The following is a 25,117-nucleotide window of genomic DNA, read 5'->3' as shown; positions in this document are numbered from 1 at the left end:
CTTCGCGCTCACGCCAGAATGGGTGCATGGTCGACGCGCGCCCGCGGTGGCGGAAGAAGCGGTACGTCGTCGGTGCGCTGGCAGTGCTTCTGGTGACGTTCGCCTTCGCCAACAACACGCAGTTGTTCACCGCCGCCGGGCCGGAGGGGCCGAAGCTGCTGGCGCACCGCGGCGTCGCGCAGACGTTCAGCACCGAAGGCGTCGCGAACGACACGTGCACCGCGGAGCGGATCGACCCTCCGGTGCACGGCTACCTGGAGAACACCGTTCCCAGCATGCGGGCGGCGTTCGACGCCGGGGCCGACCTGGTCGAACTCGACGTGCACCCCACCCGCGACGGGCAGTTCGCGGTCTTCCACGACTGGGAGCTCGACTGCCGCACCGACGGGACCGGAACCACCCGCGACCTCACGATGGCCGAGCTGAAGGCGCTCGACATCGGCCACGGCTACACCGCTGACGGCGGCCGCACCTTCCCGTTCCGGGGGCGCGGTGTCGGGCTCATGCCCTCGCTGGACGAGGTGCTGGCGGCGTTTCCCCGCGAGCCGCTGCTGATCCACGTCAAGAGCGATGACCCTGCCGAAGGCGCTGCGCTGGCCGAACGGTTGTCCGCGCTGGACGCGTCTCGGCTGGAGAACATCGCCGTCTACGGCGGGGACGCGCCGGTGCGGGTGGTGCGGGAGCGGCTGCCGCAGATCCGCACCATGTCGAAGGGCATCATGGTCGACTGCCTGCTGCAGTACGAGGCGGTCGGGTGGACCGGTGCCGTCCCGGCTGCCTGCGCGAACACCGAACTGCACATCCCCGAGTCCTACGCGCCGTGGCTGTGGGCGTGGCCGTCGGAGTTCGTGAGCCGCATGGAGTCCGCGGGCAGCCGTGTCGTCCTGGTGGCCGGTTCGGGCGGGTTCTCCGAGGGGTTCGACACGCCGGAGTCGCTGACGCGGATCCCCGCTGGTTTCACGGGTTACGTCTGGACCAACCGGATCGCCGAGGTGGCGCCGCTGATCAGCCGCTGACGCGGGAGGCGGAGTTCCAGAGGACGCACTCGTCGCAGTAGCCACCTCCTGCTCGCCACCACTGGCAGCAGGTCGTTCGGCGCGGCCACGGGTCGCGGTCGGGGGCGATGTCGAGGAGGTGTTCGCGGTTCGTCGCGCCCAGCAGTTCGCGGGCGGTGGCGATCGCGTCACCGGGCAGGCCGGCGCGTTGCAGGTGCCAGAGGACGGTGCCGACCGAGCCGACCGGGTTTCCCCAGTACTCGTGGCTTTCCGGTGGCGGGCCGCCCAGGGCGTGCAGTGCTTCGGTCAGCGGTTCGAAGGCCTCGGCCAGGTCCTGCCACCACTGCTGCGCGGTGACCGGCTGCGACGTTGCCGGGCGGAGCGCGGACAGGCGGCCTTCCGCGGTGATCGCGACGCGCAGGTCGCGCAGCGAGGGGACGGGTGCGCCGAGGTGGAACTCCGGGACCGTGGCGCAGGCCGCGAGCCAGCCGAACCGGAACGCCACCAGCACGAGGCCCGCCCGGCGGTGCCGGAAGCCGCCGCGTTCCTGCCACTCCTCGACGCAGCGCGGCAGCCACGGGCCCGCCGGGTCGCAGAACTCCGCCCACGGCGTGGTCGGCAGGCCGGAAACCGGAACCGTGCCCGGCCTGGGCAGCAACCGGTCGCACTCCCGCACGCGTCCGGCCAGCACGGCCGGGGAGCATTCGAGCATGTTCGCGATGCCTCCTCGCTCGTCGGCCGACAGCCTACCGCCGATCCGAATGACCACTGTGGACGATTTCCGTTGAGCGGGTGAGGCGCGCTGAGGCGGCCTACTCTGGAGCGGTGCCTTCGGCGGTGAACCTGGTGAAGCGCTTGCTGCTCGGCCGGCCGTTGCGCAGCGACCGGGTGGCGGAGACGCTGCTGCCGAAGCGGATCGCACTGCCCATCTTCGCCAGCGACGCGCTCTCCTCGGTCACCTACGCCACGCAGGAGGTCCTGCTGGTCCTCTCGATCGGCGGGCTCGCGCTGCTGCACCTGGCGCCGTGGGTGGCGCTGGCCGTGGTGGTGCTGCTCGCGGTCGTGGTCGCCTCCTACCGGCAGGTGGTGCACGCCTATCCCAGCGGCGGCGGCTCGTACGAGGTGGTGGTGCGCAACCTCGGCCGCAACCCCAGCCTGGTGGTGGCCGCCGCGCTGATGGTCGACTACGTGATGACGGTGGCCGTGTCGGTCGCGGCCGGGGTGGACAACATCGTCTCCGCGCTGCCGCAGCTCTACCCGCACCGGGTGTGGCTGGCGATCGCCGTGATCGTGCTGCTGATCGCGCTGAACCTGCGCGGCGCGCGCGAATCGGGGCGGGCCTTCGCGGTGCCCACCTACCTGTTCATCGCCGCTCTCGGGCTGACCATCGTGGTCGGCCTGACCCAGTTCGCCGCGGGCCACCCGCCGGTCGCGGAGAGCGCCGGGTGGACCATCAGACCCGAGCAGGTGGACATCACCGGTGTCGCTTTCGTGTTCCTGCTGCTGCGGGCGTTCTCCTCCGGCTGCACGGCGCTCACCGGGGTGGAGGCCATCTCCAACGGGGTACCCGCCTTCCAGCGGCCGAAGGCGGTCAACGCGGGGCGGACCCTGGTGATCATGGGCGTGCTGGCGATCTTCCTGTTCAGCGGGGTGACCGCGCTGTCGGTGATCGCCCAGGTGCGGGTGGCGGCCAACCCGTGCGACCTGATCGGCTTCCCGACCGACTGCCACAGCACCGGGCAGCGCACCGTCATCGCCCAGCTGGCGGGAGCGGTCTTCGGGCTGGACAGCGCGCTGTTCTTCGTCGTGCAGGCCGGTGCGGCGCTGATCCTGCTGCTGGCCGCCAACACCGCCTTCAACGGCTTCCCGACGCTGGCCTCGCTGCTGGCCCAGCGCCGCTACCTGCCGCGCCAGCTGCACACCCGAGGTGACCGGCTGGCGCACTCCAACGGCATCATCCTGCTCGGGCTGGTCGCCATCGCGCTGATCGCGGCGTTCGAGGGGTCGGTGACGGCGCTGATCCAGCTCTACATCCTCGGGGTGTTCACCTCGTTCACGCTGAGCCAGATCGGCATGGTGCGGCACTGGAACCACGAGCTGACCGGCGCCCGCGGTGCGCAGCGCAGGCGCATCCACGGCCACCGGCTGATCAACGCCGTCGGCGCGGTGCTCACCGCGACGGTGCTGGTGGTGGTGCTGGCCACCAAGTTCACCCACGGCGCCTACCTGGTGGTGATCGCGATCCCGGTGCTCTACGGGATCATGCGCGGCATCCACCGGCACTACCGCGAGGTGCGCCGGGAGCTGGAACCGGAGCGCGGTGACGTCGTGCTGCCGAGCCGGGTGCACGCGGTGGTGCTGGTGTCCACGCTGCACAAGCCGACGCTGCGCGCGCTGGCGTTCGCCCGCGCGAACCGGCCGGACACGCTGACCGCGCTCACCGCGAACGTCGACGAGGGCGACACCCAGGTGCTGCGCCGGGAGTGGGAGCGGCACGGCATCGAGGTGCCGCTGAAGGTGGTGGAGTCGCCGTACCGGGAGATCACGCGGCCGGTCATCGACTACATCAAGCGCATCCGCCGCGCCGGACCCCGCGACCTGGTGTGCGTCTACGTCCCGGAGTACGTGGTCGGGCGCTGGTGGGAGAACCTGCTGCACAACCAGAGCTCGCTGCGCCTGGTCTGGCGGCTGCGCTTCGAGCCGGGAGTACTGGTGGTCAGCGTCCCGTGGCAGCTGGTCTCCAGCCACCACCAGCGGATCGACCGGGCCGACCACGCACCCGGCCGAACCCGCCGCGGCTTGGGTTAGACCGGCACCTGCTGGAGAGTGCTCAGGAGTCGGTAGGAGTCGAGGCGGTCGGCCGGGTCGTGCGCGGTGGTGGTGACCAGGACTTCGTCCGCGCCGGTGCGCGCGGCCAGCTGCTCCAGGCCGGTCGCGACCTCGTCCGGGGTGCCGAACAGGTGGCCGCGCAGGGCTCGGTCGAACTGGGCGCGCTGCCGGTCGGACATCGACCTCGCGAGGATCTCCTCCGGTGCCTCCAGCGGCGGGAACTCGCCGTGCGTGCGGGAGTACGCGGTCGCCCACGCCTCGGGGACGAGCAGCCGCCGGGCCCGCTCGGTGCTCTCGGCGACCGCGATCGAGCGGGCGAGCACCACGTACGGCTCAGCGGCCCGCGTCGAGGGGCGGAAGTTCGCGCGGTATTCCTCGATGGTGCGGATCATCCGGTCGTCGCCGTGGGCGGCGGCGATCACCAGCGGCAGCCCGAACTCCGCCGCGGTGGCCGCGCCGGCACCGGTGGCCAGCAGGAGCACCGGCAGGTCCAGCCCTTCGGCGGGGACCGCGTGCACGCCGGAGGCCGACCGGCCGTCCAGGTAGCCCAGCAGCTCCGCGAGCTGGTCGCCGAACCGGTCGGCGGCTTCCTTGCCGCGTCCCAGCGCGCGCCGGATGCCGTCGGTGAAGCCGACCGAGCGGCCCAGCCCGACGTCGATGCGGTCCGGGAACAGCGATCCGAGCACGCCGAACTGCTCGGCGACCACGAGCGGCTGGTGGTTGGGCAGCATGACGCCACCGGTGCCGACCCTGATCCGGCTGGTCGCGGCGGCGACGGCGGCGGCGAGCACGGTGGGCGCGGCTCCGGCGACCCCGGGCACGCTGTGGTGCTCGGCCACCCAGAACCGGTGGTAGCCGAGCTCTTCGACCTGCTGGGCGAAGCGAACGGTGTCCCGCAGCGCCTGCTGCGGGCTCAGCCCCGGTCCGACGTGCGAGCGGTCGAGCACGGAAAGTCTCACACCGGGGTCAACGCCGGTGGTGCCGCGAGATTCCCGGTGTGACGGATCAGCCGATGCCCAGCCGGCCGGAGATCTCGCGCAGGCACTCCTCGAAGACGGGTTCCAGGTCGGTGTAGGCGAAGTCCAGCTGGTGCAGGACTTCCATGCACAGCAGGCCGTACAGGCGGACCCAGCAGGACAGGAAGACGTGCGCGGCCTCGGGCGGCAGGATGCCGCCGATGGACTCGGAGTAGTCGGCCAGCTGCCCGCGCAGCGACGGCGCCAGCTCGGCGGGCTCGGGCACCGGGAACGGCCGGGTCCGCCACAGCTCGGCGGTCAGGTCCAGCAGGATCTGCTCGAAGCGCTGCCCGGCCCGGTGGCGCGGCGAATCCGGGCGCTGGTCGGCCGGGGTGATCGGGCTGGCGAAGATCCAGCCGAACTCGGCCGGGTGGGTGGTGGCCCAGCCGCGCATCGCCCGGCAGGCCGCCAGCAGCCGGTCGCCGACCGGTGCGCCGCCGAGGGCGTCCCGGGCCTGTTCCATGGTGGTGGCCAGTTCGCGGAAGAAGTCCGCGGTCACCGCGCCGACGAGCTCGTCGTGGCTCGCGTAGTAGTGGTACAGCGCCGGACCGCTCATGCCGACCCGCCGGGCGACCGCGTTGATGGTCACCGCCGCCGGTCCGCCCTCCACCAGGAGTGCGCGCGCCGCTGCGTGGATCTCCTCCAGCGCGGCCTGGCGCAGCCGCTCCCGCCTGCTCGTACCCGCGGCCATCGATGCCCCTCCCTGCTTCCGTTGACATCTTAGACCAACTATGTTTGCTTAATGCTCTAAGTAAATCTAGAAGGGATAAGAACGTGACGAAACGCTGGTGGTGGGTTCTGCTTCCGGTCGTGCTGGTCACGGCCGTGTGGTGGCGGTCGTCCAGGGCCGCGCACCTCCGCCGCGATCAGGAGGTGACCGGACGATGAAGGTGGCAGTCGTGGGCGGCGGCATCGGTGGACTGGCCGCGGCCGTCGCCTTCCACCAGCGCGGTTGGCAGGTCGAGGTCCTCGAACGCGCGCCGGAGTTCACCGAGATCGGCGCCGGGCTGTCGATCCAGCCCAACGGCCTCCGCGCCCTGCAGGAACTCGGCCTCGCCGATCGCGTGCGCTCGGCCGGGCTGGCGGACCCGCTGGCGGGCATCCGCCGCGCGAACGGGAACTGGTTGATCCGCAACGACGTCGACGACCTCAAGCGGCGCTTCGGGCAGTGGGCGACCGTGCACCGCGCGGACCTGATCGACCTGCTGCTCTCGGCCCTTCCGGCGCGAGCGCTGCGCCCCGGCACCGAGGTGAGCCAGGTGCGGCCCGACGGCACGGTCCGGCACGGCGGCACGACCACCGCGGATCTCGTGGTGGGCGCTGACGGCGTGCACAGCGCGACACGGCGCTCCCTCTGGCCGGACATCCCGGGGCCGCGCTACGTCGGATACACCACCTGGCGCCTCATCGCCCCGGCCCACCCCGTCACCGAGAGCGCGGAAACCTGGGGCAGCGGCGAGCGGTTCGGCTACGTGCCGATGCCCGACGGCCGCGTCTACTGCTACCTGATGGCCAACGCCCCGACCGGCACCCGCATCGGCCTCGACGAGCTGCGCGAGCGCTTCGCCGACTGGCACGACCCGATCCCGGCCCTGCTGAACTCGGCGCACGAGGTCTCGCAGCACGACACCTACGAGCTGCCGGAACTGCGCACCTTCGCAGCGGGCAAGGTCGCGCTCCTCGGCGACGCCGCCCACGCCATGACCCCGAACCTCGGGCAGGGTGCCTGCCAGGCGCTCGAAGACGCCGTCACGCTCGCCGCCGCGGTCGACGAGCTCGGCGTGCGCGCGGGACTGGCGGAGTACGACCGCACCCGCAGGCCGCGCACCCAGCTGATCGCCCGCCGCTCCCGCCAGGTCGCCGCCCCGGCGCACTGGACGTCACCACCGCTGACCGCGCTGCGCAACGCGGCGCTGCCCCGCGTGCCCAGCGCGTTCTTCGAACGCTCGATCACACCCGCCTACACCTGGACGCCCTGAGGGCTCACGGCGAGTTGGGGATCACGATCCAGAGCACCACGTAGAGCAGGATCTGCGGGCCGGGCAGCACGCAGGAGACGACGAATGCCAGCCGGACCAGCCAGACGCTCCAGCCGAACCGGTTGGCGATCCCGCTGCACACCCCGGCGATCACGCGCTGGTCGCGCGGCCGTTCCAAACCACTCATGCCCACAGCCTGCGAGCGTCCCGGACATCGCGCACCTCGGGCAGCCGTGGCACGTTGAGCCGGTGGACTTCGAGCAGATCGCCCGCGACCTGTGCACCGCCGACCCGGCCGAGTTCATCGCCGCCCGCGACCGGGAAGCGGCGGCGGCCAAGCAGCGCGGCGACGACGACCTCGCCGCCGCGCTCAAGAAGCTGCGCAAACCCACCACGGCGGCGTGGGCGGTGAACCTGCTGGCCGCCCGCGAGCCGGCGGCGCTGGGCAGCTTGCTGGACCTGGGGGAGCGGCTGCGCTCAGCCCAGCGCGAACTGCGCGGCGACGACATCCGCGGCCTCGCCGGCGAACGCACCGAGATCCTGCGCGACCTCACCGACCGCGCCGCGGCCCTGGCCGGCGCACAAGGCCACCCGCTGACCCAAGCCGCCCGCGAGCAGGTCGAGCAAACCCTCACCGCCGCGCTCTCCGATCCCGCCGCAGGCCAGGAGGTCCAGGCGGCGACCCTGGCCAAACCCCTGGAATACAGCGGATTCGGCCTCGACGAACTCGCCGTCGCCGCGATGCGCCGCACCGCGCAGCGGACCGAGAAACCGCGCCGGGCGGCCGAACCCCTCGCCGAACTCCGCGAAGAGCTGCGGCGCAGCGACGCGCAGCTGGGCGAAGCCGCGGACGCGCTGGAAGCCGCCGAGCGCGCGCAGCGCGAGGCCGAAGACCGGTGCGAGGAGCTGCGCGACGAGATCGACGAGCTGCGCGAGCAGCTCGCGCAGCGGCGCGACGCGCTGGAGCACGCGGAGGACGAGCAGCGCGAGCTCCGACGCAGTGCGAAAGCCGCCCGGCAGCGCCGGGAGCGCGCGCAGCGCGACCGCGACGCGGCAGCGGAGCGGCTGCGGAGCGCGGAGACGCGCTGAGCCATCCGCGGAGCGGATGGCGGGCATGCGCGGAGCGGGCTTTACCGGCGTGTGACGGCCGCTTATGGTCGAGCGCCGGATCCGCGACGGGTACGCGCCGCGGTCGGTTCCACGGCCCTACAGGGACACCGTCGTCCGGGGAGACCGCATGAGGCCACCGCAGGGCATCCGCCGGATGCGCGTCCTGCTCCTCGTCATGCTGCTGCTCATCGGCATCATCAACTACGTCGACCGCAGCACGCTGGCCATCGCCAACCACAGCGTGCAGGACGAGTTCGGCATCGGGCCGACCGAGATGGGGCTGCTGCTTTCGGTGTTCTCCTGGGCCTACGCCTTCGCGCAGCTGCCCGCCGGAGGTCTGCTCGACCGGTTCGGGCCGCGGAAGGTGCTCGGCGGCGGGCTGCTGCTGTGGTCGGTCGCGCAGGCGTTCTGCGGTGTCGCCGCCAACTTCAAGCAGATGCTGTTCGGGCGGCTGGTCCTCGGCGTGGGCGAGGCACCCGCCTTCCCCGGCGGGGCCAAGGTCGTCGCCGACTGGTTCCCGCGCGAGTCCCGCGGGTTGCCGATCGGGCTGTTCAACACCGCCTCCACGCTGGCACCGGCCATCGCACCGCCGCTGCTGACCTGGCTGATGCTCAGCTACGGGTGGCGCACGATGTTCGTGGTGGCCGGTGTCGCCGGCATCGTGCTCGCGCTGATCTGGTTCGCCGTCTACCGGGATCGCGGGCAGCTGTCCGCCGAACCCGGGCCGGTCGCGGAACCGGTGTCGCTGCGCGAATGGCTGGGCCTGCTGCGCCACCGCAGCACCTGGGGCATGATGATCGGCTTCTCCGGCGTCATCTACTCCATCTACCTGTACCTGACCTGGCTGCCCGCCTACCTGTCGAGCGAGCGCGGCCTGAGCGTGGCCGACACCGGAATCGCGCTCGTCGTGCCCTACCTCGCGGGCACCCTCGGCATGCTTTCCGGCGGCGGTGTCGGTGATCTGCTGGTGCGGCGCGGGGTTTCGACGATGATCGCGCGCAAGGTGCCGATCTGCGCCGGGCTGCTGCTCGGCGGGCTGTGCACCATCCCGGTCGCGCTCACCCCGAGCACCGCGCTCGCGCTGGTGTGCATCTCCGCGTCGCAGTTCTTCATGAACAACGCCAGCGCCGGTGCCTGGTCGCTGGCCACCACCGTCGGCGCCGAGCGGATCACCGCCTCGCTGGGCAGTCTGCAGAACTTCGGCGGCTACTTCGGCGGTGCGTTCGCGCCGCTGATCACCGGGATCATCGTGGACCGCACGGGATCGTTCGTGATCGCGCTGCTGACGGCCAGCGGGATCGCCATCGCCGCCGCGCTCAGCTACGCGTTCCTGGTCCGCAGGCCCGTCGGCCTGGACCCGGGCAAGTCCACTGCAGAACAACGGAGGGGTGCAGATGGCCGAGGCTGACCTGACCGATCCGGCGAAGGCCTTCCCGGACAAGCACATCCCGCGCCCGCAGGTGCGCGACCTGCCGGAACCACCGGCCCGGCAGTGGCGGCTGATCGGCCCCGGCATCGTCGCCGCAGGCGTGGGCCTGGCCAGCGGCGAGTTCATCCTGTTCCCCTACATCACCTCGCAGGTCGGCCTGACCTTCGTGTGGGCAGCGCTGCTGGGCCTGCTCACGCAGTACTTCCTGAACATGGAGATCGAGCGCTACACGCTGGCCACCGGGGAGACCGCGGTCACCGGGTTCAGCCGGTTGTGGAAGCACTGGGGCCTGGTGTTCGCGGTGCTGGCCTACTTCGCGAACCTGTGGCCCGCCTGGGCGACCAGCTCGGCGACGCTGTTCACCTACGTCTTCGGCGGCGACGTCGCGGTGGTGTCGGTGGTGATCCTCGTCGTGGTGGCGCTGATCCTCACCCTGGCGCCCGCGGTCTACACGGCGCTGGAACGGGCGCAGATGGTCAAGGTGGCGGCGATCCTGCTGCTCATCGTGATCGGCTCGCTGTTCGTCCTCGGCGCCCGCACCTGGAGCGCGCTGCCCACGATCGTCTCGGAACCGCGGTTCCCGGCCGCGGAGCTGGGTTTCGCGGTGCTGATGGGCGCGCTGGCCTTCGCCGGCGCGGGCGGCGGCCAGAACCTGGTGCAGAGCAACTGGATCCGGGACAAGGGCTTCGGCATGGGCCGCTACGTGCCGAAGATCGTCTCACCGCTGACCGGCGAGACCGAGGCGCGCGGGCAGGCCGGGTTCATCTTCCCCGCCACCGAGGAGAACCTGGGCCGCTGGCGGGTGTGGTGGCGCTTCGCCAACAAGGAGCAGGCGCTGACCTTCGTGGCCATCACGTTCCTGTCCATCGTGTTCATGTCGCTGCTGGCCCACGCGACCGTCTTCGGCTCCGGTGAGGTGTCCAACGACGTGTCGTTCCTGCGCGTCGAGGGCGAGGCGATGATGGCCGCGGCCGGCGGCTGGTTCGGCTACTTCTTCTGGCTGGTGGGCGCGTTCTCGCTGTTCGCCGCCGCGCTGGGCATCGTCGACTACACCAGCAGGCTGGCCGCCGACGTGCTGAAGACGACGTACTTCCCGAAGGCATCGGAGAGCGCGATCTACGCAGCGCTGGTGTGGGGGCTGGTGCTGATCGGCATCGTCGTGATCCTCGCCGGGCTCGGCCAGCCGCTGCTGCTGGCGACGATCTCGGCCTGCACGGGCGGGGTGATGATGTTCATCTACTCCGGCCTGCTGATCGCGATCAACCGCAAGATGCTGCCCGCCCCGATCCGCGTCCGCGGCTACCGGCTGGCAGCGCTGATCTGGTCGATCCTGCTCTTCGGCGTGCTCGCGGTGCTGACCGTGCTCCAGCAGCTGGACAAGGTGTTCGGCTGACCGCGATCATCTCCCCGGTGGACATGAGGTGGTCGCGGTGAAGGCGGCGGAGGCGTACCGCTTCCGCCTGGACTGGTTCGTCAGCTTCACGTCCGTGGTGGAGCACGGTGGTTTCTCCGCCGCGGCCCAGGCCCTGTACCGCTCGCAGTCGAGGATCAGCACCCACGTCGCCGAGCTGGAACGAGCACTGGGCGTGCGGCTGTTCGACCGCACGTGCACGCCCGTGGAGCTGACCGCCGAAGGCCGCGAGCTGCTGCCCCACGCCCGAGGCATGCTGCAGCACCTGCAAGCGGCCAGCGACGACGCGGCGCGAGCCGCGCGGCGAGTGCGCGGCAAGGTCCGGCTCGGTGCGTGTCCCAGCGCGGCAGCGCACCTGTTCCCGTTCCTGTTCGAGCAGAGCGCGAAGCGCTACCCGGGTGTGGAGCTGGTGCTGCGGGAGGGCACGGCGCTGGAGCTGGAGGCAGCGCTGCTTTCCGGCGAGGTCGACCTCGCGGTTCGGCCGTTGTTGCCGGTCCCGTCCAGCGACGCGCTGACCTGCCGGACGCTGTGGCAGGAACCGCTGGTGGCGGTACTGCCCGCGCGGGAAGCACCGGACGGCCCGCTGCGCCTGGCGGACCTGGCCACCCGCCCGCTGATCGCGGCCGGGGACAACGGCTCCCGCGGCAACGACCACGCCGCTGCGGCGCTGGCCTTCGAACGAGCGGGCCTGACCCCCGAGGTCGTCTTCCGCACCAACCAGTCCCAAACCCTGATCGCCCTGGTACGTGCGGGAACAGCGATAGGCGTGACGAACGCCCTGGCAGTCCTGACGGCCAACACCGAAGGAGTCCGCATCGCCCCGATCGCGAACGAACCCAGAACCCACGAAGTAGCCCTGTGGTGGCGAACCGACCGAACCACCACCAAACCCGCAGAAGCCCTCCACACCCTCCTGACCGAAGCCCCGCTCCCGAACCTGAACCTGGCCTAGGCCGTGACAGTGGTGGTTCACCACCCATCGTTCAGGGGTTGAGTCCGTCATGCGACCGATGGTGTGGGCACTGTCCGGGGACCACCTGCACCTCGGTGCCGAACGAGGTCCGGTGATCGGAAGCCTCCGGCCGCTGGGGTCGGAGGCTCCGTCGGCCGGGGATTCGAATGCTCCACGTGCCAGCGCGGAGCGCCCGGTCCGCACGTTCAGGATAACTCCTCAGCCGGCTTTCCCCAGCCTCCTCCGCCTGGGGTTTCGATGCGGATTCGGTCTCCTCGGCGCAGCGGCCAGGTGCCCTTCGGCGGGAGCTCGTGCTCGGTGCCGTCGGCTCGGAGGAGGACGTTGCGGCCGACCGCGCCGGGGTGGCCGCCCTGGGCGCCTCGCGGGGCGTTGCCGCGGCGCTCGGACTGGATGGTCAGGGTGCAGTCGGTGAGGGCTTCCAGTTCGCGGACCAGGCCTTCGCCGCCGGGGTGGTGGCCGTCGCCGCCGGAGGACGGGCGCAGTTCGTAGCGCCAGACCCGCAGCGGGTAGCCGAGTTCCACCGCTTCGGCCGGGGTGTTGCGGGTGTTGGTCATGCCGGTGTGGACGCCGGACATGCCCGGGCGGCCGGGAGTTCCGCCCTCGCCGCCGCCGAGCGTCTCGTAGTAGCTGAACGCCGGGTCGCTGCCGCCGATGAGCAGGTTGTTCATGGTTCCCTGGCTCGCCGCCGGGACGCGGTCGGGGATGGCCTGGGCGAACGCGCCGAGCAGGACGTCCACGATGCGCTGGCTGGTCTCGACGTTGCCCGCCGCCGTCGGTGCCGGGAACGTCGGGTTGACCACGGTGCCCTCGGGAGCGGTCACGCGCAGCGCGCGGTAGCAGCCCGCGTTGGGCGGGGCGTCGGGGTCGGTGAGCATCCGCAGGACGAACATCGACGCCGACAGGGTCACCGCGAACACCGCGTTGCAGTTCACCGGGATCTGGGCGGCGCTGCCGGTGAAATCGATCGACACCTCGTCCCCGGCGACGGTCACCGCCGCGCGGATCGGCACGCCGTCGCCGATCTCCAGCTCGTCCTCGCAGCGGTAGCAGCCGTCGGGGATCTCGCGGATCGCCGCGCGCACCCGGCGGTCGGAGTAGTCGCACACCGCCGACATCGCCGCGCGCAGCCGGGCCGAGCCCACCCGGTGCGCGAGTTCGCGCATCCGCACCGCGCCGACGTGGTTGGCCGCGAACTGGGCGCGCAGGTCGCCGCGCCGTTCGCCGGGAGTGCGCGAGTTCGCCGCGATCAGGCGGACGACGTCCTCACGCTCTCCCTCGGCGTCGGCGATGCGGACGGGCGGGATGCGCACGCCCTCCGCCGCGATCTCCGTGGCGGAGGCGGGCATCGAACCCGGTGCCGCGCCGCCGACGTCGGCGTGGTGGGCGCGGTTGGCCACGTAGCCCAGCAACCGGTCGCCGTAGCCGACCGCGGCGACGATCGTCAGGTCCGGCAGGTGGGTGCCGCCCAGGTACGGGTCGTTGACGCACACCTGCGCACCCGGTTCGAGCTGCCCGAAGGTGTCCAGCACCGCGCGGACGCTGGCGGGCATCGCGCCGAGGTGCACCGGGATGTGCTCGGCCTGCGCGACCATCTCGCCGTCGGCGTCGAACACCGCGGCCGAGCAGTCGGCGCGCTCCTTGATGTTGGGGGAGTAGGCGGCGCGGCGCAGGGCCACGCCCATCTCGTCGGCCACCCCGGCCAGCGCGTGCCGGAAGACCTCCAGCTCCACCGCGGAGAGTTCCGTCATGACAACCGCACCACCAGGTTCTCCGCATCGTCCACGACCGCCGCTTCGCCGTCGCCGAGCAGCGTCGTGGTGTCCGGCTGCTCGACCAGCGCCGGGCCGGTGATCTCATCGCCCGGTCGCAGCGCGGCCCGCGCGACCACGCGGGCGCGCACCACCTGGTCGCCGATGCCGATCTCGCGGTCGTGTTCGCGCTCCGGGCTGCCCTGCTCCCAGTCGCCCGGCGGGGCGGCGAGCACGGGTTCGCCCTGGGCGACGACCCGCACCGTCACCACCTCGACGCGCTCGTCGCGGATCTCGTAGCCGTAGGCCTCGCGGTGCGCGGCGTGCAGCAGTTCGGCGGTGCCGGTTTCGTCATCGACGTCGACGCGCAGCTCGTGCGATTGGCCCGCGTACCGCATATCGGCCACTTTGGACAGTGAGATGTCGGTTGTGACACCTTGCTTCTCGAGTTCGCGCCAGGCTTCCTCGGCGAGCTCCGACCAGGTCTGCGACAGGTCGTCCCCGGCATCGGCCAGCACCGTCCGCGAGGCTTCGAAGCGCGGCGGGGCCAGCAGCAGGCCGAGCGCGCTGAGCACACCCGGTGCCGGGGGAACCACCACCGCGGGGCAGCCGAGCTCGCGTGCCAGCGCGGTCGCGTGCAGCGGCCCCGCACCGCCGTAGGCGACCAGCGCCAGCCCGGCCGGATCGACACCTCGCTCGGTGCTGACCTTGCGCAACGCCCGCGCCATCGTCGCCCGGACCACCGCCAGCACACCCGAGGCCGGTTCCGGCAGCTCGGCCAGCGCGCGGCGCGCCGCCTCGGCGTCCAGCCGCAGCCCGCCGCCGAGCTCGCGGGCCGGATCCAGGTGTCCCAGCGCGCAGTGGGCATCGGTCACGGTCGGTTCCCGGCCGCCCGCTCCGTAGCAGGCGGGGCCGGGATCCGCACCGGCCGAACGCGGTCCGACGCGCAACGCGCCACCTGCGTCGACCCAGGCGATCGAGCCGCCCCCGGCGCCCACGGTGTGGATTCCGACCGCCGGGGTGCGGAAGGGCAGCCCGGCGATCTCCGAGCCCGTGGACACCTCGGGATGCCCGCCGCGGATCAGGCAGACATCGGTGGAGGTGCCGCCCATGTCGAAGGCGATCGCGTCGTCGAACCCCGCCGAGCGCGCCACCGCACCGGCCGCCACCACGCCGGCGGCCGGGCCGGACAGCAGGGTGTGCACCGGGGCGGTCGCGGCGAAGTCCACCCCCGCGGTGCCGCCGCCGGAGGTCATCACGGTGATCACCGGCCCGGGCAGGCGGGAGACCAGGCCGGACAGGTACCGGTGCATCACCGGCTCGATCGCCGCGTTGAGCACGCAGGTGGAGGCCCGTTCGAACTCGCGGAACTCCGGCAGCAGCGCGCTGGAGCGGGTGATCGGCACGCCCACCTCGGCCAGCGCCGCGCACAACCGCCGCTCGTGGTCGTCGCAGGCGTAGGAGAACAGCAGGCTCACCGCGATCGACTCGGGCTCCAGCCGCCGCACCGCGGCGACCACGCGTTCGACCTCGGCATCGGTGAGGGCGATGACGGGCTCGCCGTCCGGGCCCATCCGCTCCTCGACCGCGACCACGAGTTCCCGGGGGACGAGCGGTTCGGGTTTGGTGACCGACAGGTCGTAGAGCGCCGGGCGGTTCTGCCGGGCGATCTGCAGCACGTCGGTGAAACCGGCGGTGGTGACGAAGGCGGTGCGCGCGACCTTGCGCTCCAGCACGGCGTTCGTCGCCGTCGTGGAGCCGTGCGGGAGCAGGCGCAGGGTGCCGTCGGGCAGGCTTTCCCGGACACCGCGCCGGACGCCCTCGGCGGGATCGCCCGGGGTGGTGGGCACCTTGACGGCCTTCGGCCTGCGCCCGGGGGCGCGCAGGACCACATCGGTGAACGTGCCTCCGACGTCCACCCCGGCACACGCCTCGACCTCGTCCGACATCACGACACCCGAGGCCATCATCGCGCCGCCGCGGCCATCCCGCTGGGAACAAGGGCTCTACCCGCGGCACCGGCGAACCGCGACGCTGGAGGAACCCGCAGGACCTATCGAGGGAGACCGACGATGGCCAGCGCCCTGTTCACCGCGCACCTGCCGGCGAGTCGCAAGCACCGCGACCACAGCCACCACCACCACCACGGGCACCGCACGACCGGACGGCACCGCGACCGCACGCGCACCAGGACATCGATGTTCCCGGTGATCTACTGAGCCGTCAGCGGGTGCCATGAACCCGCGCACCCGGCTGAAAGCGCTGCTGACGGTTCCAGCGCCGGAACCGGGCGGTCTGGTCGAGCACGCGCCGGTGGTGGGCGTGCGGGAGGTGTTCCGGCGGTTCTGGCCCTACGCGCGCCCGTACCGGCGGTGGTGGGCGCTCGTCGTGCTGCTCGTCCTGATCGCGCCGCTGCTGGACACCGCGACGATCTGGATGTTCAAGATCCTCGTCGACGACGTGCTGGTGCCGCGCGACTTCGCGCTCTTCTTCGCCCTCGGCGGCGCCTACCTGGGCATCACGGTGCTGGCCGGGATCATCGGATTCGCCGACGAGTACGTGTCCACCTGGGTCGCCGAGCGCTTCCTGCTGGACCTGCGCACCGATCTGTTCGGGCACCTGCACGAGCTGTCCATCGGGTTCCTCGACCGCCGCAAGGTCGGTGACACGCTGTCCCGGCTCACCGGCGACGTCGGCGCCATCGAGCAGCTGGTGCTCTCCGGCACCACCCAGGCGCTGGCCTACCTGTTCAAGATCGTGCTGTTCGCCGGGGCGATGTTCGTGCTGAGCTGGCGGCTGGCCCTGGTCTCGCTCGTCGCGGTGCCCGCGTTCTGGCTGGCCGCGCGCTACTTCTCCCGCCGGATCAAGGCCGCGTCCCGGGAGAAGCGGCGGCGCAGCGGCGCGATCGGGGCGGTCGCGGAGGAGAGCCTGAGCAACGCCGCGCTGGTGAAGGCCTACGGCCGGGAGCGCGCCGAGACCCAGCGCTTCCACCGGGAGAACCTGGGCAGCTTCGCCGCCGAGATGGTCGCGACCCGGCTGCACGCGCTGTTCAGCCCGCTGGTGGACCTGCTGGAGCTCGGCGGCGTGCTGCTGATCATCGGTTTCGGCACCTGGGAGCTCACGCGGGGCACGATCACGCTGGGCGGCCTGCTGGTGTTCCTCGGCTACCTCAGCCAGCTCTACAGCCCGGTGCGCGGTTTCGGGCGGCTCACCAACAGGATCTACGCGGCTTCCGCGGGCGCCGAGCGGATCATCGAACTGCTCGACCAGGTCCCGGAAGTGCGGGACCCGGCGCACCCGCGCCGATTGGGCCGCGCGCGGGGCGAGGTGGTCTTCGACGCCGTCAGCTTCCGGTATCCGAACACCGGGCGGGACGCCGTGCACCGCATTGGTTTCGAGGTGCGGCCCGGGCAGGCGGTGGCGCTGGTCGGTGCGAGTGGTTCGGGCAAGTCCACGGTCGGGAAGCTGCTGCTGCGGTTCTACGACCCGGATTCCGGCGCGGTCGCCCTCGACGGCGTGGACCTGCGCGCCGCCTGCCAGCAGGAGGTGCGGCACAACATCTCGGTGGTGCTGCAGGACGTCCTCGCCGTGGACGCCAGCGTGCGGGACAACATCGCCTGGGGCCGTCCCGGCGCCACCGACCGGGAAGTGGTGCGAGCCGCCCGCGCGGCGGACGCGCACGAGTTCATCACCGCGCTGCCCGACGGCTACCGGACCGCGGTCGGAGCGCACGGCAGCCTGCTCTCCGGCGGGCAGCGGCAGCGGATCGCCATCGCCCGCGCCATGCTGCGCGACGCGCCGGTCCTGCTGCTCGACGAACCCACCGCCGGTCTCGACGCGGCTTCCACCGCGCGGGTGCTGGAACCGCTGCGGCGCCTGATGGCCGACCGCACCTCGATCGTCATCGCGCACAACCTGATGACGGTGCGCGACGCCGACCGGATCCTGCTGCTCGACGACGGCCGCATCGCCGAATCCGGCACGCACGCCCAGCTGATGCGCCGCGACGGCCGCTACGCGTCGATGTACCGGCTGCAGCAGGTGCGGGAGCCGGTGTGACCGGGCCGCTGCGCCGCAGCCAGCAGGTCGCGCCCGGATACCCCGTGATCGAGCACATCCGGCGCGGCGAGGACTTCGACACCTACGACGCCTGGAGCACCCGCCGCTACAGCCGCTGCTTCATCAAAGCGGTGCGCCCGGACCGCACCGGGAACCGCGAGATCGGCGAAACCCTTGCGCACGAGGGAAATCTGCTGCTGTCGTGCACGCACCCGTACATCGTGCGGGCCTACGAACTGGCGGAAGCGGCGGACGGCACGCCGGTGCTGGTGATGGAGACGCTGGGCGGGGCGACGCTGGACAGCCTGCTCGACGACGGCAACCGCAGGCTCACCACCCGCGAGCTCGGCTACCTGGGCCAGCAGCTGTGCTCGGCGATCCGCTACCTGCACGACCGCGGCTACCTGCACCTCGATCTCAAGCCGGGCAACATCATCGCCGAGTTCGGCCGCGCGCGGGTGCTCGACCTGGGCCTGGCCCGCCCGCCAGGGCCGAGCCGCGGCGGCACACCGCGCTGCATGGCCCCGGAGCAGGTCCGCGGCGAGCTGGTGGGGCCACCGGCCGACGCCTGGGCGATCGGGCTGGTGCTGTTCGAGTCGGCCACCGGGTTCCAGCCCTTCGACGTGCCCGAGCCCGAGCACCCGCAGCTGACGACGACGGCACCGCCGGTCCGCTCGTCGCGCAGGCTGCCCAGGCCGCTGGCGGAGGCGATCGACGGCTGCCTCCTGCCGCGGCCCGAGCACCGCCCGCCGCTGGAGCACCTCCACGCGCTCCTCGCCGAGGCCACCGGTGACGAGAACCCGCTGACCGCGCCGTGACCCTTGGCGCGGGCCGCCGGTCGTGCGAAGCTCCGGCTGCTGCCGAACTGGGAGGAATGCGATGGAGATCCGCCGAGGCGGTCCCGCTGATGTGCCGAGGATCCTGGAGATGCTGGACGAGGCCGTGGAGTGGCTCGTCGCGCACGGCCGGTCGGGCCAGTGGGGCACCGACCCCTGGTCCGCGACGCAGAAGCGCCAGGACCAGATCGCGGGCCTGGTCGACGGCGGCACCACCTGGATCGCCGAGGTGGACGGCCGCGCGGCCGGTGCCATGGTCGTCTCGCCCGAGCGGCAGCCCTACGTCCCGGCGGTCGACGAGCCGGAGCTCTACATCAACCTCCTGGTCAGCTCCCGGAAGTACGCGGGCAACGGCGTCGGCAGCGGGTTGCTCGCGCACGCGCGGCAAGAAGCGGAGCGCCTCGGCGTCGGCCTGCTGCGCGTCGACTGCTACGCCGGGAGCGAAGGCCGCCTGGTCGACTACTACCGCCGCAACGGTTTCACCGCGACCAGCCCGTTCACCGTCGGCGACTGGCCGGGGCAGCTGCTGGTCCAGCGGATCTGAGCGACCGCTCATGGCGCGGACGGCAGTCCGTCCAGCAGCGCCCGGAGCGTGCGGTCGGGATTGTCCTTGCGGTACAGCAGTTTCACGTGGGTGCGGACCGGTGGTGCCAGCTCCACGACGCAGGTGTCCCGCACCGGCGCGTTCTCGGCGTGCCAGCGGTCGGTGAACGCGCAACCGAGCCCGGAGCCCACCAAGTGCTCCCAAGCGAGGCGTTCGTCGGTCTCGCACACCACGCGCGGGCGGATTCCGAGCGAGGCGAACCACAGGTCGAGCTGCCTGCGCCGGTGACCGCTCGCGGGCACGATCAGCGGCAGCCCGCCGAGGTCGGCGTGGGGGAGCGGTTCGCGCACCGGCATCCCGGTCGGGCGCAGCAGCACGATCTCGCGGTGTCCCAGCGAGGTGGTGCCCAACCCGTCGAGCAGGTGGCCCGGTGCGGGGAGCTCGACGACACCGGCCATCGCCTGCCCGCTGCGCACCATGGTGGCGACTTCGACGGGCCCGTCGCGCCGCGCCAGGGACACCGTCGCCGTCGGGCACCGCTCGGTCAGCACCCGCAGGAGTCGTGGCGCCGTCCCGGCGCCGAGCGTGGGCGTGGCCGCCAGCACGAGCTCGCGGCCTTCGCCCAGCGACAGGATGTCGGCGATGTGGTTGGAGATCGATCGCGCGTGGGAGGCGACCGCCAGCCCGGCCGGTGTCGGGTGCAACCGCTGTCCGTCCGAGGTTAGCAGCGACGCGCCGACCTCCCGCTCCAGCGCCCGCACCGCACGCCCGAGCGCGGGCTGGGAGACGTGCAGCGCGCGAGCGGCAGCGGTCATCGTGCCGTGCTCGACGACGGCCACGAGATAGCGCAGCTGTTGCAGGTTCATGTCCAGTGGGTATGGAAGCAAACCGAACCGGACTTGGACAAGTGCTTGGTTGGTCCGATGTCATGGGAACTCCGGTTCACCCGAGGAGAGGTGGCGTCATGAGGCGGAGTTTCCGATGGTGGGCGGCTTCGACTGCCGCGGTCGCGGGCATACTCGCGACGGCTGCGGTGAGTCCCGCGCAGGAACCGCTGGACATCCTGCTGACCAACGACGACGGGCATGCGGCGCCCACGCTCGCGGTCCTGAAGCAGGCGCTGACCGCTGCCGGGCACCGGGTGACCGTCGTCGCCCCGTGCGACGACCAGAGCGGCAGCGGCACCGAGCTGTCCTCGAACTACACGACCGGGGAGCCAGCGCCGGAGAACACGATCGCGGCGAAGCGGCTGGCCCCGGACGTCTGGGCGGTTTGCGGTTCGCCCGGGGACGCGGTGCTGTTCGGGATCCAGAACGTCTTCGCCGCCGGTCCGCCGGACGTCGTGGTCTCCGGCGTGAACCCGGGGCAGAACTCCGGAGCGGTCGCCAACCACTCCGGTACGGTCGGCGCCACCATCGCCGGCGGTGAGCTGGGCATCCCCGCCATCGCGGTCAGCGTCGAGATCGATGTCAGCACCGATCCGCCGCAGATCGGTTCGGCACCCGCCGCCGCCGAGTACGCGACCCGCCTCCTCGACCGGTTGCGGAGCACGTCGAACGGTGGGCCGCTGCTGCCGCGGCACATCGCGCTCAACATCAACTACCCGGTCGCGTCCGAGGTCGAGGGCACGCGGGTGACCTCGACCGGCCGGGCGGCGTTCGTCCGGCCGCAGTACGAGCGCACCGACCTGTGCCCCGACTGCTACGTCATCCGGCCCGCGTTCGGCACATCACCCGACCCGGTGCGCGACTCCGACAACAACGCGCTGGCGGCCGACTACGTCTCCGTCACCCCGCTCGACGGTGACTGGACGGCCGACGAACGGGTTCGATCGTCGATCCGGCAGCGCCTCGGAGCGCTCCGGCCGTGAGCGCTCAGCTCGGCTCGGTCGGCAGCGAACCGACCTCGCAGTCCCGGACGCCGATCGTGTCGCGGGTGAAGGACTCGACCTCCTTCTGCGCGCGCTGCGGATCGGTCACCCAGTTCCGGTAGAAGTCGAACGGGCAGTCGGCGATGCCCTTGTCGCCCTCACCGGCCGCGTGCACCGCGGAGTAGCCGCGGTGCAGCAGCTTGAAGAGGTGGTTCTGCGACTGGTCGTAGCGGCGGGCGTCGCGGATCGCCGAGACCGACAGCTGGGCGTACTGGATGCCGTACTCCTCCTCGCCGGTCTCGCCGAGGGTGCGGCCGTCGAAGCCGATGATCGCCGAGTGGCCGAAGTAGGAGTAGACGCCGTCGAAGCCCGCGGCGTTGGCCACCGCGACGTAGCAGTTGTTCGCCCACGCCATCGCCTTGGACATCAGGACCTGCTGCTCCTTGGCCGGGTACATGTAGCCCTGGCAGCGCACGATCAGCTCGGCACCCTTCATCGCGCAGTCCCGCCAGATCTCCGGGTAGTTGCCGTCGTCGCAGATGATCAGTGAGATCTTCATGCCCTTGGGGCCGTCGGCGACGTGCGTGGTGTCGCCCGGGTACCAGCCCTCGATGGGCACCCACGGCAGCACCTTGCGGTACTTCTGCACGATCTCGCCGCGGTCGTTGAGCAGCACCAGCGTGTTGTACGGCGGTTTGGCCGGGTGCTCCTCGTGCCGTTCGCCGGTGATGGAGAAGACGCCCCAGGTCTCGGCCCGGCGGCAGGCTTCGGCGAAGATCTCGGTCTCCTCGCCGGGAACGGTGGAGGCGGTCGCGAACATCTCGTCGCGGTCGTACATGATGCCCTGCGTCGAGTACTCCGGGAGCACGACGAGGTCCATGCCGGGCAGGCCGGTCTTCATGCCGACCACCATCTCCGCGATCCGCCGCGCGTTGTCGAGCACTTCGGCCTTGGTGTGCAACCGCGGCATCTTGTAGTTGACCACCGCCACGCCGACGGTGTCCGGGCTGGCTGAGATGTCTCCGTGTCGCATCGCTGCCTCCGCGAGCAGGAATTTTCATGTGGAATTATTCCGAATGAAAGTAAAACGGCGCGGTGTTGCCGTCAAGCGCGGTGTTCCTAGAGCCGGGTGATGACGTCGAAGTCGTAGCCGTCGGCGACGGCCAGGTGGACGTGCTGGGCCGCCTGCCGCCCGCGGAACTCCACAGTGCCGCGCGGGCCCTCGTAGGCGGTGCCGTCGATCGCGGCGTTGAGCTCGGCGAGGCCCGGCGAATCCGCCCGGTGGGCGAGCTCGGCCAGCGCGTGCAGTCCCTCGTAGCAGGACTCGGCGGCGTTGTTCAGCGGCGGCGCGCTCGGCCCGTGCAACCGGACGTACGAGCTGAGCAGGTCCATCGCGTGCCCGGTGGCCAGCGAGCGGAAGTACCCGGCGGCGACGAACAGACCGCGCGTGGCGTGCGCGCCGCTGGCCAGCAGCATGCTCTCCTCCATGAGCGGGCTGAACCGCACCAGCTTGTCGTGCAGGCCCTCGGCGGCGAAGGCCCGGTTGAACCGCACCGCGTCCTGGCCGACGAGCAGCATCAGCACGCCGTCGCACGGCGCGGCGGCCACCTGCCTGGTCACCCGCCGCATGTCGCCGGAGCCCAGCCCGACGTAGGTCTCGCCGGTGATGCGCAGGCCCAGCTCGTGCGCGAAGGTGCGGATCGCCCTGGTCGAGCCGTGCGGCCACACGTAGTCGTCACCGACCACGAACCAGCGGCGGACGCCGAGGTTGTCGCGCAACCACCGCAGCGCCGGGGCGATCTGGAAACGCGGTGTCTCACCGGAGCAGAAGATGCCCGCCCGCCGCTCACCGCCCTCGTACAGCGAGGTGTAGACGTAGGGCACCCGGTCGGCCACGACGGGTGCGATCGCGTGCCGCACCGAGGAGATGTGCCAGCCGCTGACCGCGTCCACCGCACCGCGTTCGACCAGCCGCCGGACTTCCGCGGCGACCTGCTGCGGCGGCGCGCCGCCGTCGACGATCTCCACCGCGACCTCCCGGCCGAGGATGCCGCGCGCCCCGTTGAGCTCGTGCACCGCGAGTTCGGTGATCGCCTCGCACGACGGGCCGAACAGCCCGGCCGGGCCGCGCAACGGGATCACCATGCCCACGCGCCACTGCGCGGTGCGCTCGCGGAGCGCTGGGCCTGTCGTCATCCGTGCTCCGAAACGGTGTGGACGCTCGATTGCTTCCACCTGGAAGTTTTACTATTCGGGCAGGATCGCGCAAGAGTTAGGACGCAAACGCATGCGAGCAGCCACCACAGCACTGGCCGGCCCGTTGGTCCGGGCGGCGCGCGCGGTCGTCGCCGACGTCGAACAGGTGCTCAAACCGGAGGACCTGACCTTCGACCAGTGGCTGGTGCTGGACGCACTGGCCACCGACAGCGGCCTGGCGATGGCCGAACTGGCCGAGCGCACCGCAACGCCCGGACCGACGCTGACCCGCCTGGTGGACCGCCTGGTCACCAACGCGCTGCTGTACCGCGAGGTCGACCCGGCGGACCGGCGCAAGGTCCTGGTGCACCTCAGCCGCCGGGGCCAGAACGCGCACCGCCGCATCGCCCCGCGGGTGGCCGCCGTGGAACGGGAGCTGCTGACCGGCCTGCGCTCCGGCGCCGGTCTGCTCGACTCCCTCAACGACCTCGCCGAGGGCCGGCCTTAGTGGACGGTCAAGGAGCCTTGGTCAGAAGCTCCATGTTGTGCCCGTCGGGATCGTCGAAGTAGACGCCCCGACCGCCCCAGCGGTGGTTGATCTCGCCGGGCGTCTGGTGGCCCGGGTCGGCCCAGTAGGCGATCCCCGCGTCGCGGATGCGCCCGAAAGCCTCGTCGAACCGGGCCTCGTCGACCAGGAAGGCGTAGTGCTGCGGCCGCACGTCGCTCTGCGACATGTAGTCGAGCGTGGCGGAGTTGTCGAGCACGACCGGCACGAAAGGCCCGGTCTCGGCACCGACCTCGACGCCGAGGACGTCGGCCAGGAACCGTGCGGATTCGTGCTTGTCCCGCGCTCCGACGATGGTGTGGTTCAGCTCGATCCCCATGATCACTCCTCGATCGGTTCCGGGCACCGCCGCCGCCCGGACCGGGCCCGGACGACGGCCACCCGCGATACCGGTGGAACGGAATCCACCGCCGACGCTATTCCCCGCGGACGAACGGGCGGGGCGCGTTGAACTTCTGCCGGACCTGCTCGGCCACCGCCAGGCAGGAGCGGGAGCAGTAGTGCCGCGGCCGTCCTCGGTCTGCGAGTTCCAGCGCCCTTACGCGGAACGCGCAGAACGACTGCTCCGGCACCGCCACTCTCCTTTTCGTCACACCTGATCCAGGCGTGTCGAAATTCTATCCCGTCATCGCGGGAGGTGGGTAAGGCAGTTGGTGAGGCGAAAAAAACCATTTGCGGCTGGTCGCGCGTGCATGTGTATCGTGTACGCCGTCGGTGCGTACAACGCACGCGGCCCGTGACGTAACGCGGCAGTCGACATGCCGCAGCCAACCGAAGGGGCAGGAGCCGGGGACATGACCGAAGAGAGCAAGAGAGCTGGGACCAGGCAGTGGGTCGGACTCGCCGTGCTGGTGCTGCCACTGACCTTTCCCGGAAATGGCAACGAAAGTTGCGCGATGCTCCGCGAACTCCGCAGTCTTGGACGAGACCGCCGGTGATCGGTGGGGCCAGCCGTTGCGATGCGAGGAGAACGGAGCTTTCCATGACCAGCACTGTGAAAGTCACTGACGCCACTTTGGACGCGGAGTTGGCGGGGAGCAAGCCGATCGTGGTCAACTTCTGGGCGACCTGGTGCGGCCCGTGCCGGATGCTCGCGCCGATCCTGGAGGAGATCGCCGGGGAGAACGCGGAGAAGTTCAAGATCGGCAAGGTCAACGTCGACGAGAACCCGCGGCTGGCGATGCGCTACCGGGTCATGGGCGTGCCCACGACGATTGTGTTCCGCAACGGAGTGGAGGTCACACGCGTGGTGGGTGCCAAGCCGAAGGCGGCGTTGCTCGCCGATCTGACCCCGCACATCGGCTGATCCGAGCTGCGAGCAGCGGCGTGCGAACGAACGCTGACGTCTCTTGTCCGGGCCGCTGAGCCGATCGACGAGGGGTGAGTCATGTCCTGGCGATCTCGCAACGGGGATCGAACGAACTTGGGTGTGTCGTTGCGCGGTGTCGAGAACGACCACCCGTGCCGCGAAACATGCTGCGCCGCTTGCGTGATCACGAAGAAGCTCACGGCGCGACTGGCTCGCGCATGTGGTGTGGAGCGGGCTCCTGTCTCGTT

General features: G+C 71.4%; 25 protein-coding genes. 14 read left to right on the top strand and 11 right to left on the bottom strand.

The window, feature by feature from the left end:
* Positions 1-26: 26 nt before the first annotated feature.
* On the top strand, positions 27-1,016 hold the full coding sequence (locus ATL45_RS02500; RefSeq protein ID WP_093156273.1) for a glycerophosphodiester phosphodiesterase family protein: 990 nt from the start codon (positions 27-29) through the stop codon (positions 1,014-1,016).
* Here ATL45_RS02500 and ATL45_RS02495 read toward each other — a convergent pair.
* Positions 1,006-1,707, bottom strand: a complete 702-nt coding sequence (locus tag ATL45_RS02495; RefSeq protein ID WP_093156337.1) for a hypothetical protein — start codon at positions 1,705-1,707, stop codon at positions 1,006-1,008. The two genes, ATL45_RS02500 and ATL45_RS02495, sit on opposite strands and share 11 nt — an antisense overlap.
* A 113-nt stretch (positions 1,708-1,820) precedes the next feature.
* On the opposite strand from ATL45_RS02495, the gene ATL45_RS02490 reads away from it, so the two are divergent.
* On the top strand, positions 1,821-3,803 hold the full coding sequence (locus tag ATL45_RS02490) for an APC family permease (protein WP_093156271.1): 1,983 nt from the start codon (positions 1,821-1,823) through the stop codon (positions 3,801-3,803).
* Here ATL45_RS02490 and ATL45_RS02485 read toward each other — a convergent pair.
* Both ATL45_RS02485 and ATL45_RS02480 read right to left on the bottom strand, forming a co-directional pair.
* Complete coding sequence (locus tag ATL45_RS02485; RefSeq protein ID WP_093156270.1) at positions 3,800-4,783, bottom strand: MsnO8 family LLM class oxidoreductase; 984 nt, start codon at positions 4,781-4,783, stop codon at positions 3,800-3,802. The genes ATL45_RS02490 and ATL45_RS02485 overlap by 4 nt on opposite strands.
* Before the next feature lie 46 nt (positions 4,784-4,829).
* On the bottom strand, positions 4,830-5,531 hold the full coding sequence (locus ATL45_RS02480; RefSeq protein ID WP_093156268.1) for a TetR/AcrR family transcriptional regulator: 702 nt from the start codon (positions 5,529-5,531) through the stop codon (positions 4,830-4,832).
* A gap of 193 nt (positions 5,532-5,724) precedes the next feature.
* Between ATL45_RS02480 and ATL45_RS02475 the strand changes: the two genes are divergently transcribed.
* Positions 5,725-6,819: an FAD-dependent monooxygenase gene (locus ATL45_RS02475; protein ID WP_093156266.1), complete on the top strand. Its 1,095-nt coding sequence runs from the start codon at positions 5,725-5,727 to the stop codon at positions 6,817-6,819.
* Positions 6,820-6,823: 4 nt separating this feature from the next.
* Here the strand turns inward: ATL45_RS02475 and ATL45_RS02470 are convergent, their stop codons facing one another.
* A complete protein-coding gene (locus ATL45_RS02470; protein WP_093156265.1) occupies positions 6,824-7,006 on the bottom strand; it encodes a PspC domain-containing protein in 183 nt (60 codons plus the stop codon).
* Between the two features lie 62 nt (positions 7,007-7,068).
* Between ATL45_RS02470 and ATL45_RS02465 the strand changes: the two genes are divergently transcribed.
* From ATL45_RS02465 to ATL45_RS02450, 4 genes are all read left to right on the top strand, one after another.
* On the top strand, positions 7,069-7,908 hold the full coding sequence (locus tag ATL45_RS02465; RefSeq protein WP_093156263.1) for a coiled-coil domain-containing protein: 840 nt from the start codon (positions 7,069-7,071) through the stop codon (positions 7,906-7,908).
* Between the two features lie 148 nt (positions 7,909-8,056).
* Positions 8,057-9,337, top strand: coding sequence for an MFS transporter (locus ATL45_RS02460; protein WP_093156335.1), 1,281 nt, complete (start codon positions 8,057-8,059; stop codon positions 9,335-9,337).
* Complete coding sequence (locus tag ATL45_RS02455) at positions 9,324-10,751, top strand: Nramp family divalent metal transporter (protein ID WP_093156262.1); 1,428 nt, start codon at positions 9,324-9,326, stop codon at positions 10,749-10,751. Before ATL45_RS02460 ends, ATL45_RS02455 begins: the two co-directional genes overlap by 14 nt.
* Before the next feature lie 28 nt (positions 10,752-10,779).
* Positions 10,780-11,721: a LysR family transcriptional regulator gene (locus ATL45_RS02450; RefSeq protein ID WP_093156260.1), complete on the top strand. Its 942-nt coding sequence runs from the start codon at positions 10,780-10,782 to the stop codon at positions 11,719-11,721.
* Positions 11,722-11,927: 206 nt separating this feature from the next.
* Here the strand turns inward: ATL45_RS02450 and ATL45_RS02445 are convergent, their stop codons facing one another.
* Both ATL45_RS02445 and ATL45_RS02440 read right to left on the bottom strand, forming a co-directional pair.
* Entirely contained in the window at positions 11,928-13,490 is a 1,563-nt protein-coding gene (locus ATL45_RS02445; protein ID WP_093156259.1) for a hydantoinase B/oxoprolinase family protein, read from the bottom strand.
* Positions 13,487-15,439: a hydantoinase/oxoprolinase family protein gene (locus ATL45_RS02440; RefSeq protein ID WP_170210145.1), complete on the bottom strand. Its 1,953-nt coding sequence runs from the start codon at positions 15,437-15,439 to the stop codon at positions 13,487-13,489. Before ATL45_RS02440 ends, ATL45_RS02445 begins: the two co-directional genes overlap by 4 nt.
* 123 nt (positions 15,440-15,562) lie before the next feature.
* Between ATL45_RS02440 and ATL45_RS38690 the strand changes: the two genes are divergently transcribed.
* The 4 genes from ATL45_RS38690 (at position 15,563) to ATL45_RS02425 (ending at position 18,929) form a co-directional block, all read left to right on the top strand.
* Positions 15,563-15,709 carry a hypothetical protein gene (locus ATL45_RS38690; protein ID WP_170210144.1) on the top strand — a complete coding sequence of 49 codons (147 nt, stop codon included), beginning with the start codon at positions 15,563-15,565 and terminating at the stop codon, positions 15,707-15,709.
* 16 nt (positions 15,710-15,725) lie between these two features.
* Entirely contained in the window at positions 15,726-17,549 is a 1,824-nt protein-coding gene (locus ATL45_RS02435; protein WP_093156256.1) for an ABC transporter ATP-binding protein, read from the top strand.
* A complete protein-coding gene (locus ATL45_RS02430; protein ID WP_093156254.1) occupies positions 17,546-18,367 on the top strand; it encodes a serine/threonine-protein kinase in 822 nt (273 codons plus the stop codon). The genes ATL45_RS02435 and ATL45_RS02430 overlap by 4 nt, the downstream gene beginning before the upstream one ends.
* Positions 18,368-18,428: 61 nt before the next feature.
* A complete protein-coding gene (locus ATL45_RS02425; protein ID WP_093156253.1) occupies positions 18,429-18,929 on the top strand; it encodes a GNAT family N-acetyltransferase in 501 nt (166 codons plus the stop codon).
* Between the two features lie 8 nt (positions 18,930-18,937).
* Here the strand turns inward: ATL45_RS02425 and ATL45_RS02420 are convergent, their stop codons facing one another.
* Positions 18,938-19,795 (bottom strand): LysR family transcriptional regulator, encoded by an 858-nt coding sequence (locus ATL45_RS02420; RefSeq protein WP_093156251.1) that lies wholly within the window; start codon positions 19,793-19,795, stop codon positions 18,938-18,940.
* A gap of 167 nt (positions 19,796-19,962) precedes the next feature.
* On the opposite strand from ATL45_RS02420, the gene surE reads away from it, so the two are divergent.
* Entirely contained in the window at positions 19,963-20,799 is an 837-nt protein-coding gene (surE, locus tag ATL45_RS02415; protein ID WP_170210143.1) for a 5'/3'-nucleotidase SurE, read from the top strand.
* A 4-nt stretch (positions 20,800-20,803) separates the two neighbouring features.
* Here the strand turns inward: surE and ATL45_RS02410 are convergent, their stop codons facing one another.
* Positions 20,804-21,832, bottom strand: a complete 1,029-nt coding sequence (locus tag ATL45_RS02410) for an aliphatic amidase (RefSeq protein WP_093156248.1) — start codon at positions 21,830-21,832, stop codon at positions 20,804-20,806.
* Between the two features lie 86 nt (positions 21,833-21,918).
* A complete protein-coding gene (locus tag ATL45_RS02405; protein WP_246025128.1) occupies positions 21,919-22,995 on the bottom strand; it encodes a substrate-binding domain-containing protein in 1,077 nt (358 codons plus the stop codon).
* Positions 22,996-23,086: 91 nt separating this feature from the next.
* On the opposite strand from ATL45_RS02405, the gene ATL45_RS02400 reads away from it, so the two are divergent.
* A complete protein-coding gene (locus ATL45_RS02400) occupies positions 23,087-23,503 on the top strand; it encodes a MarR family transcriptional regulator (protein ID WP_093156247.1) in 417 nt (138 codons plus the stop codon).
* 7 nt (positions 23,504-23,510) lie between these two features.
* Here the strand turns inward: ATL45_RS02400 and ATL45_RS02395 are convergent, their stop codons facing one another.
* Positions 23,511-23,879, bottom strand: a complete 369-nt coding sequence (locus ATL45_RS02395; protein ID WP_093156332.1) for a VOC family protein — start codon at positions 23,877-23,879, stop codon at positions 23,511-23,513.
* A 97-nt stretch (positions 23,880-23,976) separates the two neighbouring features.
* On the bottom strand, positions 23,977-24,132 hold the full coding sequence (locus tag ATL45_RS38685) for a hypothetical protein (RefSeq protein ID WP_170210142.1): 156 nt from the start codon (positions 24,130-24,132) through the stop codon (positions 23,977-23,979).
* Positions 24,133-24,542: 410 nt separating this feature from the next.
* Between ATL45_RS38685 and trxA the strand changes: the two genes are divergently transcribed.
* A complete protein-coding gene (gene trxA, locus ATL45_RS02390; protein ID WP_093156245.1) occupies positions 24,543-24,866 on the top strand; it encodes a thioredoxin in 324 nt (107 codons plus the stop codon).
* Positions 24,867-25,117 lie beyond the last annotated feature (251 nt).

The sequence above is a fragment of the Saccharopolyspora antimicrobica genome, from assembly GCF_003635025.1.
Lineage (GTDB): Bacteria > Actinomycetota > Actinomycetes > Mycobacteriales > Pseudonocardiaceae > Saccharopolyspora > Saccharopolyspora antimicrobica.
Note: the sequence above shows the minus strand (reverse complement) of the source record. Positions and strands in the feature narration are given on the sequence as shown.